The organism is Aminobacter sp. 01T433, from assembly GCF_056398585.1.
In genome coordinates this window covers 64,303-78,833 of the sequence record NZ_JBFTPR010000017.1, presented here as the reverse complement: position 1 = coordinate 78,833, position 14,531 = coordinate 64,303, and the positions used below count along the sequence as shown (strand labels likewise).

Sequence of the window (14,531 nt, the reverse complement as noted above, 5' to 3'; positions counted from 1 at the left end):
ATTTGGATCGCAATCCGCATCATCGTAGCGGCCAACGTGACGCTGACCGTGGCCGCCGGGGCGGCAAGGGCAAAACATGACAATCCCGCAGACCAAGGCCGAGCTGCTCTCGGCCATCAACTCCAGCTACGACAGGCTGGCGCGGGATCTTGCGACCATACCAAAACATCTCGCCTCGGATGCGAAGCTGGAGGGACACGCAAAGGGCTCGATGATGAGTGTCCGCGACCTGGTCTCGTATCTCATTGGCTGGAACGAGCTGGTACTCAAATGGCATGCGCGCAAGCGTGCCGGAGAGACCGGCGACTTTCCGGAGACGGGATTCAAGTGGAACGAACTCGGGAAACTGGCGCAGAAGTTTTACGGCGACTATGCGGATCTGCCGTTCCCGACGCTGCTGGAGCGTCTTGCTGATACCAAGGCGCGGATCGTGGTGCTGGTGGAAAGCTACAGCGACACTGAGCTGTATGGATCGCCATGGTACGAGAAATACGCAATGGGCCGGATGATCCAGTTCAACAGCTCGGCGCCTTACGCGAATGCGCGCGGCCGGCTGCGCAAGTGGAAGAAGACGAAGGGGTTGGCCTGATCGGTTCGTCGGGATAGTCGTTTTAGGCAGGGCGATCGCGAAAGCCCATGGATCTGGACATGGCGATCGCCTTGGTGAAATCGTCTGTCTCGCGAGGCCAAGATTTCGTCCGATCGCAAGCTACATCGCCGCCAGTTCCTTGATGCCGTCGGCGACGAACTGCACCGCGAGTGCGGCGAGAATGACGCCGAGCAGGCGGGTCAGGATCGAACGGCCCGTCTGGCCGAGAAACTGGTCGATGCGCTCAGCCAGGATGAACACCAGGTAGGTCACCGCCAGGCAGGCAAGAATGATGAGCACAAGCGCCGCTTGCCCAGCCCATCCCTGGAACGAGCCGGAGAGCAGTACAGTGGCCGATATGGCGCCCGGGCCGGCGATCAGCGGAATGGCGAGCGGGAAGGCGGCGATGTTGTGGATATGGTCACGCGTGATCGCGACATCCGAGATCTTCTCCTTGCGGTCCTGGCGCTTTTCGAAAACCATCTCGAAGGCGATGAAGAACAGAAGGAAGCCGCCGGCCACGCGGAAGGCAGGCAACGTAATGCCGAAGACGGTGAGGATCGCCTTGCCGGCGACGGCGAAGATGGCAAGCACGACAAAGGCGATCACGCTTGCCCGCACCGAGACCTGCAGGCGCTGGTCGCGGTTCATGCCACGCGTCACCGCCAAAAACAGCGGCGCCAGGCCTGGCGGGTCGATGGTTACGAGGATGGTGACGAAGGCATTGAAAACAGTGTCGAAAAGCGGCATTCGGCATCTCCCCGGCGAAAGCAGGCTAACCCGAGCGCGTCCGCAGCGCCAGAGCCATTGCGCATGATTGATGTGCGATGCACGCGCAAAGGCCCAACAGAGCTGCCGGACTAACTGTCGCGGATCATGTCTCGGCGGCTATCCTTTTGATATCTAATCTCAAATCAACGTTGGAAAAGCGCGGCCAAAATTGGTCATTCGCAGGCCATTCCTATATAAGGAGCAAATGATTCCTAACATGCGTGATCAAAGTTGACCGACCAGAAATCACCGCGCGGACCTGACGGTCCCTCCGGCATCGAGCCGATTTCCATCATCGAGGAGATGCAGCGCTCCTATCTCGATTACGCCATGAGTGTGATCGTGAGCCGCGCGCTGCCCGACGTGCGCGACGGCATGAAGCCGGTGCATCGCCGCATCCTCTATGCCTCGCATGAGAGCGGCTACCACTGGAACCGCAAATATGTGAAGTCCGCGCGCCCTGTCGCCGACGTGATGGGTAAATATCACCCGCACGGCGACGCTTCGATCTATGACGCGTTGGTGCGCATGGCGCAGGATTGGTCGATGAGCGTGACGCTGATCGACGGGCAGGGCAATTTCGGTTCGATCGATGGCGATCCGCCCGCAGCGATGCGCTACACCGAAGCGCGCCTGACCAAAGTCGCGCACGAACTGCTCGAGGATATCGACAAGGATACTGTCGATTTCCAGGACACCTACGACGCCTCTGGTCAAGAGCCGCGGGTCCTGCCTGCACGGTTTCCAGCGCTTCTGGTCAATGGCGCGGGCGGCATCGCCGTTGGCATGGCCACCAATATCCCGCCGCACAATCTGGTCGAGATCTGCAACGGCACGATTGCCGTCATGGAAAACCCTGCAATCGACCTACCTGAGCTGATGGAGATCATTCCCGGTCCGGACTTCCCGACCGGCGCGCTGATCCTTGGACGCTCGGGCATCTACAATGCCTATTCGACCGGCCGTGGCTCGGTCATCATGCGCGGCAAGGTCAATATCGAGCAGCGGGCGGGCGACCGCGAGTCGATCATCATCACCGAAGTTCCCTATCAGGTGAACAAGGCGACGATGATCGAGAAGATGGCCGAACTGGTGCGCGACAAGCGCGTCGAAGGCATCTCCGATATCCGCGACGAGAGCGACCGCCAGGGCTACCGCGTTGTCATCGAGCTCAAGCGCGATGCCAATGCCGAGGTCATCCTCAATCAGCTCTATCGTTTCACCCCGCTGCAGACTTCGTTTGGCGCCAACATGGTGGCGCTCAATGGCGGCAAGCCGGAAGTGCTGACGCTGCTCGACATGCTGAAGGCGTTTGTTACCTTCCGCGAAGAGGTGATCAGCCGACGCACCAAGTTCCTGCTCAAGAAGGTGCGCGACCGCGCGCATGTCTTGGTCGGCCTGGCGATCGCCGTTGCCAATATCGACGAGGTCATCAAGCTGATCCGTGCCGCGCCCGATCCGCAGACGGCGCGCGAGCAGTTGATGACGCGGCGCTGGCCGGCATCCGATGTCGAGTCGCTGATCCAGCTGATCGAAGATCCGCGCCACCGCATCAATGAAGATGGCACGTATAATCTTTCGGAAGAGCAGGCCCGCGCCATTCTCGAGCTGCGCCTGCAGCGCCTGACGGCACTTGGCCGTGACGAAATCGCCGACGAACTGAACAAGATCGGCGCCGAGATCACCGACTATCTCGACATCCTGTCGTCACGCGCCCGCATCCAGCAGATCGTCAAGGACGAGTTGATTGCCGTGCGCGACGAGTTCGGCGTGCCGCGCCGCACGGAGATCACCGACGGCGGCGCCGACATGGACGACGAGGACCTGATCCCGCGCGAGGACATGGTCGTCACCGTCAGCCATTCCGGCTACATCAAGCGCGTGCCGCTGTCGCTCTACCGGGCGCAGCGCCGCGGCGGCAAGGGCCGCTCGGGCATGTCGACGAAGGACGAAGATTTCGTCACCCGCCTGTTCGTGGTCAACACGCATACGCCGGTGCTGTTCTTCTCCTCGCGTGGCATCGTCTACAAGGAAAAGGTCTGGCGCCTGCCGATCGGCAATCCGCAATCGCGTGGCAAGGCCTTGATCAACCTGCTGCCGCTCGAACAGGGCGAACGCATCACCACGATCATGCCGCTGCCCGAGGACGAGGCGCAATGGGCCGAACTCGACGTGATGTTCGCAACCACGCGCGGTACGGTGCGCCGTAACAAGCTTTCGGACTTCGTCCAGGTCAACCGCAATGGCAAGATCGCCATGAAGCTGGAGGAAGAAGGCGACGAGATCCTCGGCGTCGAAACCTGCACCGACAATGACGATGTGCTTTTGACCGCCGATTCCGGCCAGTGCATCCGCTTCCGCGTCGACGACGTGCGCGTGTTCCAGAGCCGTAATTCGGTTGGCGTGCGCGGCATCAGCATGGGCGAGGGCGACCGCGTCATCTCGATGGCCATCATCGAGCATGTCGAGGCGAGCCCGGCGGAACGCGCCGCCTATCTCAAGCGTTCGGTTGCCGAGCGGCGACTGGCTGCGGGCGCTGCTGCTGGAGAGGACGAAGAGATCGCGCTGACCAACGAGGAAGTCGGCGAAGAAGCCGACATCTCCGAAGAGCGCTATCAGTTCCTGAGCCAGCACGAGCAGTTTGTGCTGACTGTCACCGAATATGGCTATGGCAAGCGCTCGTCGTCCTACGATTTCCGCCTGACCAACCGCGGCGGCAAGGGCATTCGCGCCACCGACGTGTCGAAGGCAGCGGAAATCGGCAAGCTGATCGCGACCTTCCCGGTCGGCGGCGACGACCAGATCATGCTGGTGTCGGATGGCGGCCAAGTGATCCGTGTGCCGGTCGAGGGCATTCGCTTTGCCAGCCGCGCCACCAAGGGCGTGACCATCTTCAATACCGCTGATGGCGAGAAGGTGGTTTCGGTCGAGCGGATTTCTGAGCCGCAAGGCGAGGACGAGGCTGACGAAGCGTCCAATGGCGATGCCGCGGCGAGCGAAGAAAGCTGATCTTGGCCCACGCCAAACAGGCTTTCTGTTCAAGGCGTTAGGCAGGGATATTCAAGAAAAGAAAGAAGCGGCGCCGAGGCGCCGCTTTTGCCTGGAGGGGCAGAAACTGTTCAACGCGGCGTGCGCGGGTTGCGCCAGCCGGGAAGTTGGATGCGCGAGGTCTGCGCCTTGGTGCGAACGCGATGAGCCTCATGATGGAGGCTGAAAGCAGTGGCAACGAGCATGGCTACGGTCATGGCGGTGGCGAGCAAATAGATCATCATGGCGCTGTCCTCCTGCTCGAAACAACGGACGAAACGCCGTTTGGTTTCATCGACTATGGAGATGATCTATTCACATCCGCTTGAACTGATCCTGAAATTGCCGTTCATGGCGCATTCATTTCGTAAACCAATCGCCGGCCCCAAGCGGGGCACTTGGCGGCAAAGCGCGCTTCCACCTTCGGCGCCGATGTTCTAGAAGCAGCCTATGATTGATCGCATTGCCATCTATGCCGGGTCTTTCGACCCGCTCACCAACGGCCATCTCGACGTGCTCAAGGCGTCGCTGGCGGTCGCCGACGTCGTTTATGCTGCAATAGGCATTCACCCCGGCAAGAAGCCGCTGTTTTCGTTCGAAGAGCGCGTGGCGCTGATCGAGGAAGCGACGAAAGCCGAATTCGGCGAAGATGGCGGCCGCATCAAGGTCGTCGCCTTCGACGGGCTGGTGATCGATGCGGCGCACAAGCATGGCGCCTCGATCATGATCCGTGGCCTGCGCGACGGCACAGACCTCGACTACGAGATGCAGATGGCGGGCATGAACGAGACCATGGCGCCGGAACTGCAGACGGTTTTCCTGCCAGCGAGCCCTTCGGTTCGCACGATTACTGCCACACTTGTCCGCCAGATAGCCTCGATGGGCGGCGACATCCGTCCTTTTGTACCGGCGGCGGTCGCCGGTGCGCTTACGGCCAAATTCGCGAAATAATTTCGGAGTATCGGAAAATGCAGCTCAGGAAGCTTGCCTCGTCCTTCGTTGTCCTCGCCGGCCTGCTGGCCGGATCGGTTGCGGCCTTTGCCGCGGAGCCGGAGAACACCATGATCATTACGCTCAAGGGTGGCGACGTGACGGTGGCGCTGCGCCCCGACCTGGCGCCCAAGCATGTCGCCCAGATCAAGGAGCTGGTGCGTGAAGGCGCTTATGACAATGTCGCCTTCCACCGTGTCATCGACGGCTTCATGGCCCAGACCGGCGACGTTGAATTCGGCGACATGAAGGACGGCTACAACGCCGCCCGCGCCGGCACCGGCGGCTCGAAGCTGCCCGACCTGCCGGCTGAGTTCTCCAAGGAACACTTCAAGCGCGGCGTCGTCGGCATGGCGCGTTCGCAAGACCCGAATTCGGCGAACTCGCAGTTCTTCATCATGTTCGACACCGCATCCTCGCTCGACGGCGAATACACCATCGTCGGCGACGTCGAGAAGGGCATGGAATTTGTCGACGGCATCAAGAAGGGCAATGCGGCCGACAACGGGTCCGTCAGCGACCCAGACCGCATGATCAAGGTCCGCATCGCCGCGGACGCCAAGTAAACCTAAAACGAAAAGAGGATATTCATCATGGCCGAGATCAAGGATCGCGAAAACGCGCTGATCATGGAAACCACCAAGGGCAAAGTGGTCATCGAACTTCTGCCGGACCTGGCGCCCGGCCATGTCGGCCGCATCAAGGAACTGGCACGCGAAGGCGCATATGACGGCGTCGTGTTCCACCGCGTCATCGACGGCTTCATGGCTCAGACCGGCGACGTCAAATTCGGCAAGTCGGGTGGCAAGGACTTCAATCCCAGCCGCGCCGGCATGGGCGGTTCGGACAAGCCTGACCTGAAGGCCGAGTTCTCCAACATGAACCACGCCCGTGGCACCTGCTCGATGGCGCGTTCGCAGAACCCGAACTCGGCCAACTCGCAGTTCTTCATCTGCTTCGACGATGCCGGTTTCCTCAACCGCCAGTACACGGTGTGGGGCCAGGTCATCGAAGGCATGGAAAATGTCGACAAGATCAAGCGCGGCGAGCCGGTGCAGGATCCCGACAAGATCGTGTCGATGAAGGTCGCTGCGGATATCGCGGAGTAACATGACAATGACGGGCGTTCTCTGGTCGCTTCTCGGCGTGCTGGCGGGCGCCTTCATTGCCATTCAGGCACCGATCAATTCGCAGCTGGCGCGTGGGCTCGGTGTGCCCGTCGCGGCGGCTGCGATTTCGTTTCTCGCCGGCGCCATCGTGCTTGGCATCGTCACCTTGGTGACCACGCGTGCGCAGGGTGTTGCCATCGACTGGCGCGCGCCCGCGCCCTGGCTGTTCGTGGCCGGCGGCGCGCTCGGCGCGGTCTATGTCACGAGTTCGGTGCTTTTGACCCCGCGCATCGGCGCTGCGGCACTGATGGCATTCCTGGTTGCGGGGCAGCTGCTCGCCGGAATGCTTGTCGACAAAGCCGGCTATCTTGGCGTGGCCGTCCGCGAAATTTCCATGGGCCGCATCGTCGGTGCCATGCTTTTGCTCGCTGGAGCAATGATGATCCGTATCTACTGATGCGTGTTGACCTTTTCGATTTCGAGCTTCCCGAAGAACGGATCGCGCTGCGCCCGGCCGAACCGCGCGATTCCGCGCGCATGCTGGTGGTGCGGCCAAAGGAACAGCTCGCTGACCTGAGCGTAGTCGACCTGCCGTCACTGCTTGAACCAGGCGACGTGCTGGTGCTCAACGACACGCGCGTGATCCCGGCACAACTCAAGGGCACACGCGTGCGCGGCGAGGCCTCGGCCCATGTCGACGCAACGCTACATATGCGCGTCGGCCCCGACCGCTGGCTCGCCTTCATGCGGCCCGGCAAGCGGGTTGCCGTCGGCGACCGCATTCATTTCGGCCATAGCGGCGAGGTCTGCGCCATCGGCCAGCTCGACGCCACGGTGATCGAGAAGGGCGAGGCGGGCGAGGCGCTGCTGGCCTTCGATTTCTCCGGTGCCGCACTCGACGAGGCGCTGCACGCGGTAGGACACATTCCGCTGCCGCCCTATATCGCTTCGAAACGTCCCGACGATGCACGCGACCGTGAGGACTATCAGACAGTCTATGCCAGGGAGGAGGGCGCTGTCGCGGCCCCTACCGCCGGGCTGCATTTTACGCCCGAGCTGTTTGCCCAGCTGGACGCCAAGGGTGTCCAAAAGCAGTTCGTGACGCTGCATGTCGGCGCCGGCACCTTCCTGCCGGTCAAGGCCGACGATACGGCCGCACACAAGATGCATTCGGAGATCGGCCATGTCTCCGAGGAAACCGCACGCGCGCTCAACGCCGCCAGGGCACGGGGCAACCGCATCGTGGCTGTCGGCACCACCTCGCTTCGGCTGATGGAGAGTGCGGCGCGCGCCGACGGCACCATCGACGCGTGGTCGGGACCGACCGACATCTTCATCACGCCCGGCTACCGCTTCAAGTTCGTCGATGCGCTGATGACCAATTTCCATTTGCCGCGCTCGACCTTGTTCATGCTCGTTTCGGCCTTTGCGGGGCTGGAACGGATGCAGAGCGTCTATGCCCACGCCATTTCCAGCGGCTACCGCTTTTATTCCTATGGCGATGCCAGCCTGCTGTTCAGGAACGACCGATGAGTGAAGAGTTCAAGTTCAACGTGCTTGCCACCGACGGCAAGGCGCGGCGCGGCGAGATCACCATGCCGCGCGGTACAATCCGCACGCCGGCCTTCATGCCAGTCGGCACCGGCGGCACGGTCAAGGCGATGTATATGGACCAGGTGCGCGGCGTCGGCGCCGACATCATCCTGGGCAACACCTATCATTTGATGCTTAGGCCAGGTGCCGAGCGGGTGGCCCGGCTTGGCGGCCTGCACGATTTCGCCCGCTGGCCGTATCCGATCCTGACCGATTCCGGCGGTTTCCAGGTGATGTCGCTGTCCAAGCTGCGCAAACTCAGCGAAAAGGGCGTTACCTTCCGCTCGCATATCGATGGCGCTGCCTACGAGATGTCGCCGGAACGCTCGATCGAGATCCAGGACCTGCTTGATTCCGACATCCAGATGCAGCTCGACGAGTGCACCGCATTGCCCGCAACGCCGAAGGAAATCGAGCGCGCGATGGAGCTTTCGCTGCGCTGGGCCGAGCGCTGCAAGACAGCCTTTGGCGACCAGCCGGGCAAGGCGATGTTCGGCATCGTCCAGGGCGGCGACATTCCTGACATGCGCGTGCGTTCGGCGCAGGCGCTTAAGGGCCTCGACCTCAAGGGCTATGCTGTGGGCGGCCTGGCCGTCGGCGAGCCGCAGGCGGTCATGCTCGATATGCTCGACATCACTTGCCCGGAACTGCCTGCGGAAAAGCCGCGCTACCTGATGGGTGTCGGCACGCCCGACGACATCATCAAATCGGTGGCGCGCGGCATCGACATGTTCGACTGCGTCATGCCGACCCGCGCAGGCCGCCACGGCCTGGCCTACACCCGTCGCGGCAAGGTCAATCTGCGCAACGCACGCCATGCCGACGACCCGCGTCCGCTGGACGAGGAAAGCGATTGCCCGGCCGCCCGCGACTACTCCCGCGCCTATCTGCATCATCTGGTGAAGTCGGGCGAGTCGCTGGGCGCCATGCTTTTGACCTGGAACAACCTGTCCTACTACCAGCAGCTCATGAGCGAGATCCGCGCGGCGATCGAGGCCGGGCAGTTCGTCGATCGTTCGGCGGAGATCACCGAAGGCTGGGCACGAGGCGATTTGCCGGTACATCCCACGCGCTGAGGTAAGCGGAGGCGAATTCGCCCTTCAGCGGGAGCCCGTGAGCAGCTACATTGGCTGGATGTCACAGGGGCGCCAAATGATTGCAACGTTGCGAATTCCGACCTTTGAGGACGTACGAGCCGCGCAGGCGCGCATATCAGGCGAGGCGCATCGCACGCCTGTGCTGACCTCGCGCACCGCTAATGCGATGGCGGGCGGCGAACTGTTCTTCAAGGCCGAGAATCTGCAGCGGGCAGGCGCGTTCAAGTTCCGTGGCGCCTACAACGCCGTTTCCGCGCTCGATGCGGATGCGCGCCGGAAGGGCGTCGTCGCCTATTCGTCCGGCAACCATGCCCAGGCGCTCGCCTATGCGGCGACGCTGCTTGGCGCACCGTCCGTGATCGTGATGCCCAAGGATGCGCCCGAGATCAAGGTTGCGGCGACCAGGGGCTATGGCGCGGAGGTCGTGTTCTTCGACCGCTACAAGGATGACCGCGAGGCGATCGCGCGCGGAATCTCCGAGGAGCGCGGCATGGCGATGATCCCGCCCTTCGATCATCCTGACATCATCGCCGGCCAGGGCACGGCGGCGTTGGAATTGATCGAGGACGCCGGGCCGCTCGATATCCTTCTTGCGCCGCTGGGCGGCGGCGGACTGCTTGCCGGCTGCGCCCTCAGCGCCAAGGCGCTGGCGCCAAGCTGCCGCGTCATCGGCGTCGAACCGGAGGCCGGCAATGACGGCCAGCAGTCGCTGCACAAGGGCGAGGTGGTTCGCATCGCACCGCCCAAGTCGATCGCCGATGGGGCGCTGACGACGTTCGTCGGCGACCACAATTTCCCGATTCTGCAGGCCAAGGTCGACGACATCGTCACCGTCAGCGACGCGCAACTGGTGTCGACGATGCGTTTCTTTGCCGAACGCATGAAGGTCATCGTCGAGCCGACAGGCTGCCTGGGTGCTGCTGCGGCGCTCAACGGTGTCGTCGACTGCGCGGGAAAGCGCGTCGGCATCGTGCTCAGCGGCGGCAATGTCGATCTAAAGGCATTGAGCGGGTTTTTCGCTGGTTCCTGAGATCAGAGGCGGCGCACGCAGTGTTCCTTGGCGCAAGGCGTGGTGTCGGCGCCACAGGCACAACGCAAAGCTCTCGAGCTGAAGAATTCGCTGCTGGACTGAGCAAGCAATTCCGTCTTATGGCGCTGGTCATGCTTGACCTCGCGAAGGTCGGTGGCAATTGCTGAAAGTCGGTAAGGGGCGCACGTGTGAACAACAGATACGGAACGCTTGCCTCCTGGGTCTACAATCTCGACAAGCCGGTGGGCCGCTCTTTCGGCGACATCGAATATTATCGTGAACGTCTTTCGGGCTGCGCAGGTCCTGTGCTCGAGCCTGCCGTCGGCAATGGCCGGTTCTTCGTTCCGATGCTTGAGGCGGGCATTGATATCAAGGGGTTTGATCCGTCCGAAGAAATGCTTGGCTACTGCCGCACGGCTTGTGAGGAGCGCTCGCTCGACGTCGAGCGGGTCAGTCGCGCGACGTTCGAAGACTTCGACCATGAGCGCAGCTTGGCGGCCATCGTCGTACCACTGGGCTCGTTCCAGCTGATCACCGATGTGGCTGCGGCCAAATCGGTGTTGCGGCGGTTCTTCCAGCACTTGGCGCCGGGTGGACGGCTGATGATCGATCTCGACGCTATCGGCGGCTTCCTGGGTGAAGGTGGCCGGGTGCGCAGCTGGACGACCGAGGATGGCGATCTGCTGACGCTGACCGACACGCGCGTTTCCACCGACTACATCGCGCAAACGACGGTGACGCATCTGCGCTACGAGTTGTGGAAGGACACCAAGCTCGCCGATACCGAGCTGGAACTGTTCAGCCTGCGCTGGTGGGGCGTCGAGGAGTTTGCCATGGCGCTGCGCGAGGCGGGTTTCGTCGACGTTGTCGCCTCAGGCAACTATCAATATGGCCGCGCGCCACAAAAGGACGACGAAACCATCAGCTTCGAGGCGCGTCGTCCGGTCGAGCGCTAGGTACTCAGCGAGTTCGCTGCGCGCAAGCTGACGCCGGTGATGCGCCAGACGCCGTCGGGCTGCAGTTCGAGCGTGTAGACGGCCTCATAATCCTTGCCGTCCGCACCGACGATGATCACCTGCTGGATGATCGCAGACGGGCTCGTTTCCTTGGACTTGCCGAAGGAAAAACTCTGCGGCTTGTGTACCGGCTTGTAGGCCCCGACGACCATGCTCATGAAGGTGTCGAGTGTGGGGAAGATGCGCTTCACATTGGGCGCGGCGTAGCCATAGGCGCCGGCATCGTCGCCCGTGCGAAATGCATGGAACTGGCCGGAGATGCTGTCCTGCGCCGCCTTGGTCTCGGCATCGCCGGCAAGCGCTGGCAAGGCGAAAAACAGCGAAACAACAATGATTGCCGCACAGCGCATCATGACGTCTCCCACGTCGTGGCGGGCCATTGGCCGGTGCCACCATCACATTGTATCATACGCAAGCGGTGCGGCTGCGGTTTCAGGCGAATGCGCGATTTGTCTCTGGAACGTTGCCAGGCATTGGCTTGAAAGCGCTGGTGGGTTCTGCGACAAGACCGGCAACAAGGGCAAGCCCGGAACGGATGACGCGATGAAGACCTTTTTCGTGCAGATCAAATGCGAACTCGGCAAGGCCTATGAGGTGGCGAGTGCGCTGGCGGATGCCGAGATAGCTTCGGAGATCTATTCGACGGCTGGCAATTTCGACCTCCTGGTGAAGTTCTATGTCGACGACGAGGAAGACATCGGCCACTTCGTCAACGAAAAGGTCCATGCCATCGGCAATATCAGGGACACGTTCACGACCGTGACCTTCCGCGCGTTCTGAGCGCGGAAAGGGCAGGGACGCGCCCAAATCCCCGCCTTTTTGCCGAAACATTGGGCAATTTCTCGAATATGAAGCCGGCTGCGCCTGAAACCGGCGATTGCGCTTGATTTTCTCCCATGAGGTCATTTCACTGACCACATGGGGAGTTAGCCAGTGGTCGCGTTCGATGAAATGCTCCCGGCCGAAGCCGGATTGAGAAAACCCTACGAAGCCTATGACAGCTGGCTGAAAAACCAGGACCCCGCACGGCTAACCGAAAAGATGCGCGATGCCGAGCGCGTGTTCCGCAAGACCGGCATCACCTTTGCCGTCTATGGCGAACAGGATGCTTCTGAACGGCTGATCCCCTTCGACATCGTGCCGCGGATTATTTCCGGCAATGAGTGGCGGCGGCTGACGCAAGGCATCGAGCAACGCGTGCAGGCGCTCAACGCCTTTCTCGACGACATCTATCACCGCCAGGAGATTTTGCGCGCCGGGCGTGTGCCGCGCGAGCTGATCGCCACCAATGAAGCCTTTTTGCCCGAGATGATCGGCGTCAGGCCGCCGGCGGGTGTCTACACCCACATCATCGGCGTCGATGTCGTGCGTATCTCGGAAAACGAGTTCTACGTGCTCGAAGACAATGCGCGCACGCCATCGGGGGTCTCCTACATGCTGGAGAACCGCGAGACGATGCTGCAGCTCTTTCCCGAGCTGTTCCAGCGTATCAAGGTGCACCCCGTCGAGAACTATCCGCAACTTCTGCGCCAGTCACTGTCGGCGGTGCGGCCGAACGGGGTGAGCGGTGCGCCGACGATCGCGGTGCTGACACCGGGCAGTTTCAACTCTGCCTATTTCGAGCACGCATTTTTGGCCGACCAGATGGGCGTGCAGCTTGTCGAGGGACAGGACCTGCGCGTTGTCGACGGGCGCGTGGCGATGCGCACCACCGAGGGATACAAGCAGATCGACGTGCTCTACCGCCGCGTCGACGACGCCTATCTCGATCCGCTGACCTTCAAGCCGGATTCGGCCCTTGGCGTGCCCGGCATCATGGACGTCTACCGCGCCGGCAACATCACCATTGCCAATGCACCGGGCACCGGCATCGCCGACGACAAGGCGATTTACTCCTACATGCCCGAGATCATCGAGTTCTACACCGGGCGCAAGCCAATCCTGGGCAATATCCCGACCTGGCGCTGCTCCGAGCCCGACAGCCTGAAATATGTCCAGGAGCACCTCACCGAGCTGGTGGTCAAGGAAGTGCACGGCTCGGGCGGCTACGGCATGCTGGTCGGGCCGGCTGCCTCCAAGAAGGAATGCGAGGAGTTCTCGAAAAAACTCGCGGCGCGGCCTTCCAACTACATCGCCCAGCCGACGCTGTCGCTGTCGACCTGCCCGATCCTGACCGAGAAGGGGCTTGCGCCACGCCATGTCGATCTCAGGCCGTTCGTGCTGGTTTCCGACCGTATTCGCATCGTGCCAGGCGGCCTGACACGGGTAGCGCTCAAGGAAGGCTCTCTGGTGGTAAACTCGTCGCAAGGCGGCGGCACGAAAGATACCTGGGTTTTGGACGACTGAGGGGACGCTGACAGTTCATGCTTCTGGGACGCACCGCCAACGGCCTCTACTGGATGAACCGCTACATCGAGCGGACCGAGAATATGGCACGGCTGATCGATGCCGGCCTGCGCATGGCGCTGACCCGCAGCCAGGATGCCTCGGAGGAATGGAACTCGGTGCTGCTTTCGGCCGGAGCCGCCAGTGCGTTCGCCGCCAAACACAGCGACTACACGGCAGAAAACGTCGCCGATTTCCTTTTACGCGACATGTCGAACCCGTCGAGCGCGGTCGCGGCCATCGAAACGGCCCGCAACAATGCCCGCATGGTGCGCACAGCGCTAACCCGAGAAACCTGGGAGAGCATCAACGAAGCCTGGATGTCGCTGAAGCGCATGCTGGCATCTCCGATCGACCAGCGCGAACTGCCCGGCGTGCTCGACGCGATCAAGCGCGAGACAGCACTCATCCGCGGCTCGTTCTACGGCACCATGCTGCGCAACGAGATCTTCGATTTCGCCCAGCTCGGCACCTATGTCGAACGCGCCGACAACACCGCGCGCATCCTCGACGTCAAATACTACGTGCTGCTGCCGTCGGTTTCGTGGGTGGGCTCGTCGCTCGACAACTACCAGTGGGAGTCGATCTTGCGGTCGGTTGCGGCGCACAGGTCCTATCGATGGGTCTATGAGGCCGAATACAAGCCGGCCAACATTGCCGAATATCTGATGCTCAATGCGCGCATGCCCCGTTCGCTGGCCTTCAGCTACCGTTTCCTCGCCGAGCATCTCAAATATCTCGGTGAGGACTATGGCGCCAAGCACCCCGCGCAAGAGATCGCCGAACGAACCTATGCCAGGCTGCGCGGCACCGAGATCAAGGACATTTTCGAAACCGGCCTGCACGAGTTCCTGGCCGACTTCATTCAGGACAACAACCGGCTCGGCGATCAGGTCGCCCAGGATTTCGGCTTCTATTGATCGG

The 14,531-nt window shown here is 61.9% G+C and carries 16 protein-coding genes; 13 read left to right on the top strand and 3 right to left on the bottom strand.

Annotation, left to right across the window (positions count from 1 at the left end; translation table 11 throughout):
* The first annotated feature begins 76 nt into the window (after nucleotides 1-76).
* Nucleotides 77-589 (top strand): ClbS/DfsB family four-helix bundle protein, encoded by a 513-nt coding sequence (locus AC1DLV_RS24250; protein ID WP_476802611.1) that lies wholly within the window; start codon nucleotides 77-79, stop codon nucleotides 587-589.
* 120 nt (nucleotides 590-709) lie between these two features.
* On the opposite strand, the gene AC1DLV_RS24245 is transcribed toward AC1DLV_RS24250, so the two are convergent.
* Nucleotides 710-1,339 carry a MarC family protein gene (locus tag AC1DLV_RS24245; RefSeq protein ID WP_476802610.1) on the bottom strand — a complete coding sequence of 210 codons (630 nt, stop codon included), beginning with the start codon at nucleotides 1,337-1,339 and terminating at the stop codon, nucleotides 710-712.
* A 252-nt stretch (nucleotides 1,340-1,591) separates the two neighbouring features.
* Between AC1DLV_RS24245 and gyrA the strand changes: the two genes are divergently transcribed.
* Nucleotides 1,592-4,369 (top strand): DNA gyrase subunit A, encoded by a 2,778-nt coding sequence (gene gyrA, locus AC1DLV_RS24240; RefSeq protein ID WP_476802609.1) that lies wholly within the window; start codon nucleotides 1,592-1,594, stop codon nucleotides 4,367-4,369.
* A 110-nt stretch (nucleotides 4,370-4,479) separates the two neighbouring features.
* Here gyrA and AC1DLV_RS24235 read toward each other — a convergent pair whose 3' ends face one another.
* Nucleotides 4,480-4,632: a hypothetical protein gene (locus tag AC1DLV_RS24235; protein WP_476802608.1), complete on the bottom strand. Its 153-nt coding sequence runs from the start codon at nucleotides 4,630-4,632 to the stop codon at nucleotides 4,480-4,482.
* 205 nt (nucleotides 4,633-4,837) lie between these two features.
* On the opposite strand from AC1DLV_RS24235, the gene coaD reads away from it, so the two are divergent.
* The 8 genes from coaD to AC1DLV_RS24195 all read left to right on the top strand — a co-directional run bounded on the left by coaD (nucleotide 4,838) and on the right by AC1DLV_RS24195 (nucleotide 11,162).
* Nucleotides 4,838-5,338 carry a pantetheine-phosphate adenylyltransferase gene (gene coaD / locus AC1DLV_RS24230; RefSeq protein ID WP_476782386.1) on the top strand — a complete coding sequence of 167 codons (501 nt, stop codon included), beginning with the start codon at nucleotides 4,838-4,840 and terminating at the stop codon, nucleotides 5,336-5,338.
* Nucleotides 5,339-5,355: 17 nt separating this feature from the next.
* Nucleotides 5,356-5,943 (top strand): peptidylprolyl isomerase, encoded by a 588-nt coding sequence (locus AC1DLV_RS24225; protein WP_476802607.1) that lies wholly within the window; start codon nucleotides 5,356-5,358, stop codon nucleotides 5,941-5,943.
* 27 nt (nucleotides 5,944-5,970) lie between these two features.
* The gene (locus tag AC1DLV_RS24220) at nucleotides 5,971-6,486 is read left to right on the top strand and encodes a peptidylprolyl isomerase (protein ID WP_476802606.1); all 516 of its coding nucleotides are present in this window, start codon (nucleotides 5,971-5,973) and stop codon (nucleotides 6,484-6,486) included.
* Nucleotides 6,487-6,493: 7 nt separating this feature from the next.
* On the top strand, nucleotides 6,494-6,943 hold the full coding sequence (locus AC1DLV_RS24215) for a DMT family transporter (protein WP_476802605.1): 450 nt from the start codon (nucleotides 6,494-6,496) through the stop codon (nucleotides 6,941-6,943).
* Complete coding sequence (gene queA / locus AC1DLV_RS24210) at nucleotides 6,943-8,019, top strand: tRNA preQ1(34) S-adenosylmethionine ribosyltransferase-isomerase QueA (protein WP_476802604.1); 1,077 nt, start codon at nucleotides 6,943-6,945, stop codon at nucleotides 8,017-8,019. Before AC1DLV_RS24215 ends, queA begins: the two co-directional genes overlap by 1 nt.
* Entirely contained in the window at nucleotides 8,016-9,155 is a 1,140-nt protein-coding gene (gene tgt, locus AC1DLV_RS24205; RefSeq protein ID WP_476802603.1) for a tRNA guanosine(34) transglycosylase Tgt, read from the top strand. The genes queA and tgt overlap by 4 nt, the downstream gene beginning before the upstream one ends.
* 76 nt (nucleotides 9,156-9,231) lie before the next feature.
* A complete protein-coding gene (locus tag AC1DLV_RS24200; protein WP_476802602.1) occupies nucleotides 9,232-10,206 on the top strand; it encodes a threo-3-hydroxy-L-aspartate ammonia-lyase in 975 nt (324 codons plus the stop codon).
* A 188-nt stretch (nucleotides 10,207-10,394) separates the two neighbouring features.
* Nucleotides 10,395-11,162, top strand: a complete 768-nt coding sequence (locus AC1DLV_RS24195; RefSeq protein ID WP_476802601.1) for a class I SAM-dependent methyltransferase — start codon at nucleotides 10,395-10,397, stop codon at nucleotides 11,160-11,162.
* Here AC1DLV_RS24195 and AC1DLV_RS24190 read toward each other — a convergent pair.
* A complete protein-coding gene (locus AC1DLV_RS24190; RefSeq protein ID WP_476802600.1) occupies nucleotides 11,159-11,602 on the bottom strand; it encodes a DUF4864 domain-containing protein in 444 nt (147 codons plus the stop codon). The genes AC1DLV_RS24195 and AC1DLV_RS24190 overlap by 4 nt on opposite strands.
* A 163-nt stretch (nucleotides 11,603-11,765) precedes the next feature.
* Here AC1DLV_RS24190 and AC1DLV_RS24185 point away from each other — a divergent pair, with 163 nt between their 5' ends.
* From AC1DLV_RS24185 to AC1DLV_RS24175, 3 genes are all read left to right on the top strand, one after another.
* Entirely contained in the window at nucleotides 11,766-12,002 is a 237-nt protein-coding gene (locus AC1DLV_RS24185) for an Lrp/AsnC ligand binding domain-containing protein (RefSeq protein ID WP_109576006.1), read from the top strand.
* A gap of 153 nt (nucleotides 12,003-12,155) precedes the next feature.
* On the top strand, nucleotides 12,156-13,568 hold the full coding sequence (locus AC1DLV_RS24180) for a circularly permuted type 2 ATP-grasp protein (RefSeq protein ID WP_476802599.1): 1,413 nt from the start codon (nucleotides 12,156-12,158) through the stop codon (nucleotides 13,566-13,568).
* Between the two features lie 17 nt (nucleotides 13,569-13,585).
* Entirely contained in the window at nucleotides 13,586-14,527 is a 942-nt protein-coding gene (locus tag AC1DLV_RS24175; protein WP_476802598.1) for an alpha-E domain-containing protein, read from the top strand.
* Nucleotides 14,528-14,531: the final 4 nt, after the last annotated feature.

Bases quoted from the DNA above. Each gene is read 5' to 3' on its own strand.
- AC1DLV_RS24190 (WP_476802600.1), bottom strand. From the start codon at position 11,602: ATGGCCCGCCACGACGTGGGAGACGTCATGATGCGCTGTGCGGCAATC.
- AC1DLV_RS24215 (WP_476802605.1), top strand. From the start codon at position 6,494: ATGACGGGCGTTCTCTGGTCGCTTCTCGGCGTGCTGGCGGGCGCCTTC.
- queA (WP_476802604.1), top strand. From the start codon at position 6,943: ATGCGTGTTGACCTTTTCGATTTCGAGCTTCCCGAAGAACGGATCGCG.
- AC1DLV_RS24245 (WP_476802610.1), bottom strand. From the start codon at position 1,339: ATGCCGCTTTTCGACACTGTTTTCAATGCCTTCGTCACCATCCTCGTA.
- AC1DLV_RS24200 (WP_476802602.1), top strand. From the start codon at position 9,232: ATGATTGCAACGTTGCGAATTCCGACCTTTGAGGACGTACGAGCCGCG.
- AC1DLV_RS24250 (WP_476802611.1), top strand. From the start codon at position 77: ATGACAATCCCGCAGACCAAGGCCGAGCTGCTCTCGGCCATCAACTCC.
- AC1DLV_RS24220 (WP_476802606.1), top strand. From the start codon at position 5,971: ATGGCCGAGATCAAGGATCGCGAAAACGCGCTGATCATGGAAACCACC.
- AC1DLV_RS24185 (WP_109576006.1), top strand. From the start codon at position 11,766: ATGAAGACCTTTTTCGTGCAGATCAAATGCGAACTCGGCAAGGCCTAT.
- AC1DLV_RS24225 (WP_476802607.1), top strand. From the start codon at position 5,356: ATGCAGCTCAGGAAGCTTGCCTCGTCCTTCGTTGTCCTCGCCGGCCTG.
- tgt (WP_476802603.1), top strand. From the start codon at position 8,016: ATGAGTGAAGAGTTCAAGTTCAACGTGCTTGCCACCGACGGCAAGGCG.
- coaD (WP_476782386.1), top strand. From the start codon at position 4,838: ATGATTGATCGCATTGCCATCTATGCCGGGTCTTTCGACCCGCTCACC.
- AC1DLV_RS24235 (WP_476802608.1), bottom strand. From the start codon at position 4,632: ATGATGATCTATTTGCTCGCCACCGCCATGACCGTAGCCATGCTCGTT.
- AC1DLV_RS24175 (WP_476802598.1), top strand. From the start codon at position 13,586: ATGCTTCTGGGACGCACCGCCAACGGCCTCTACTGGATGAACCGCTAC.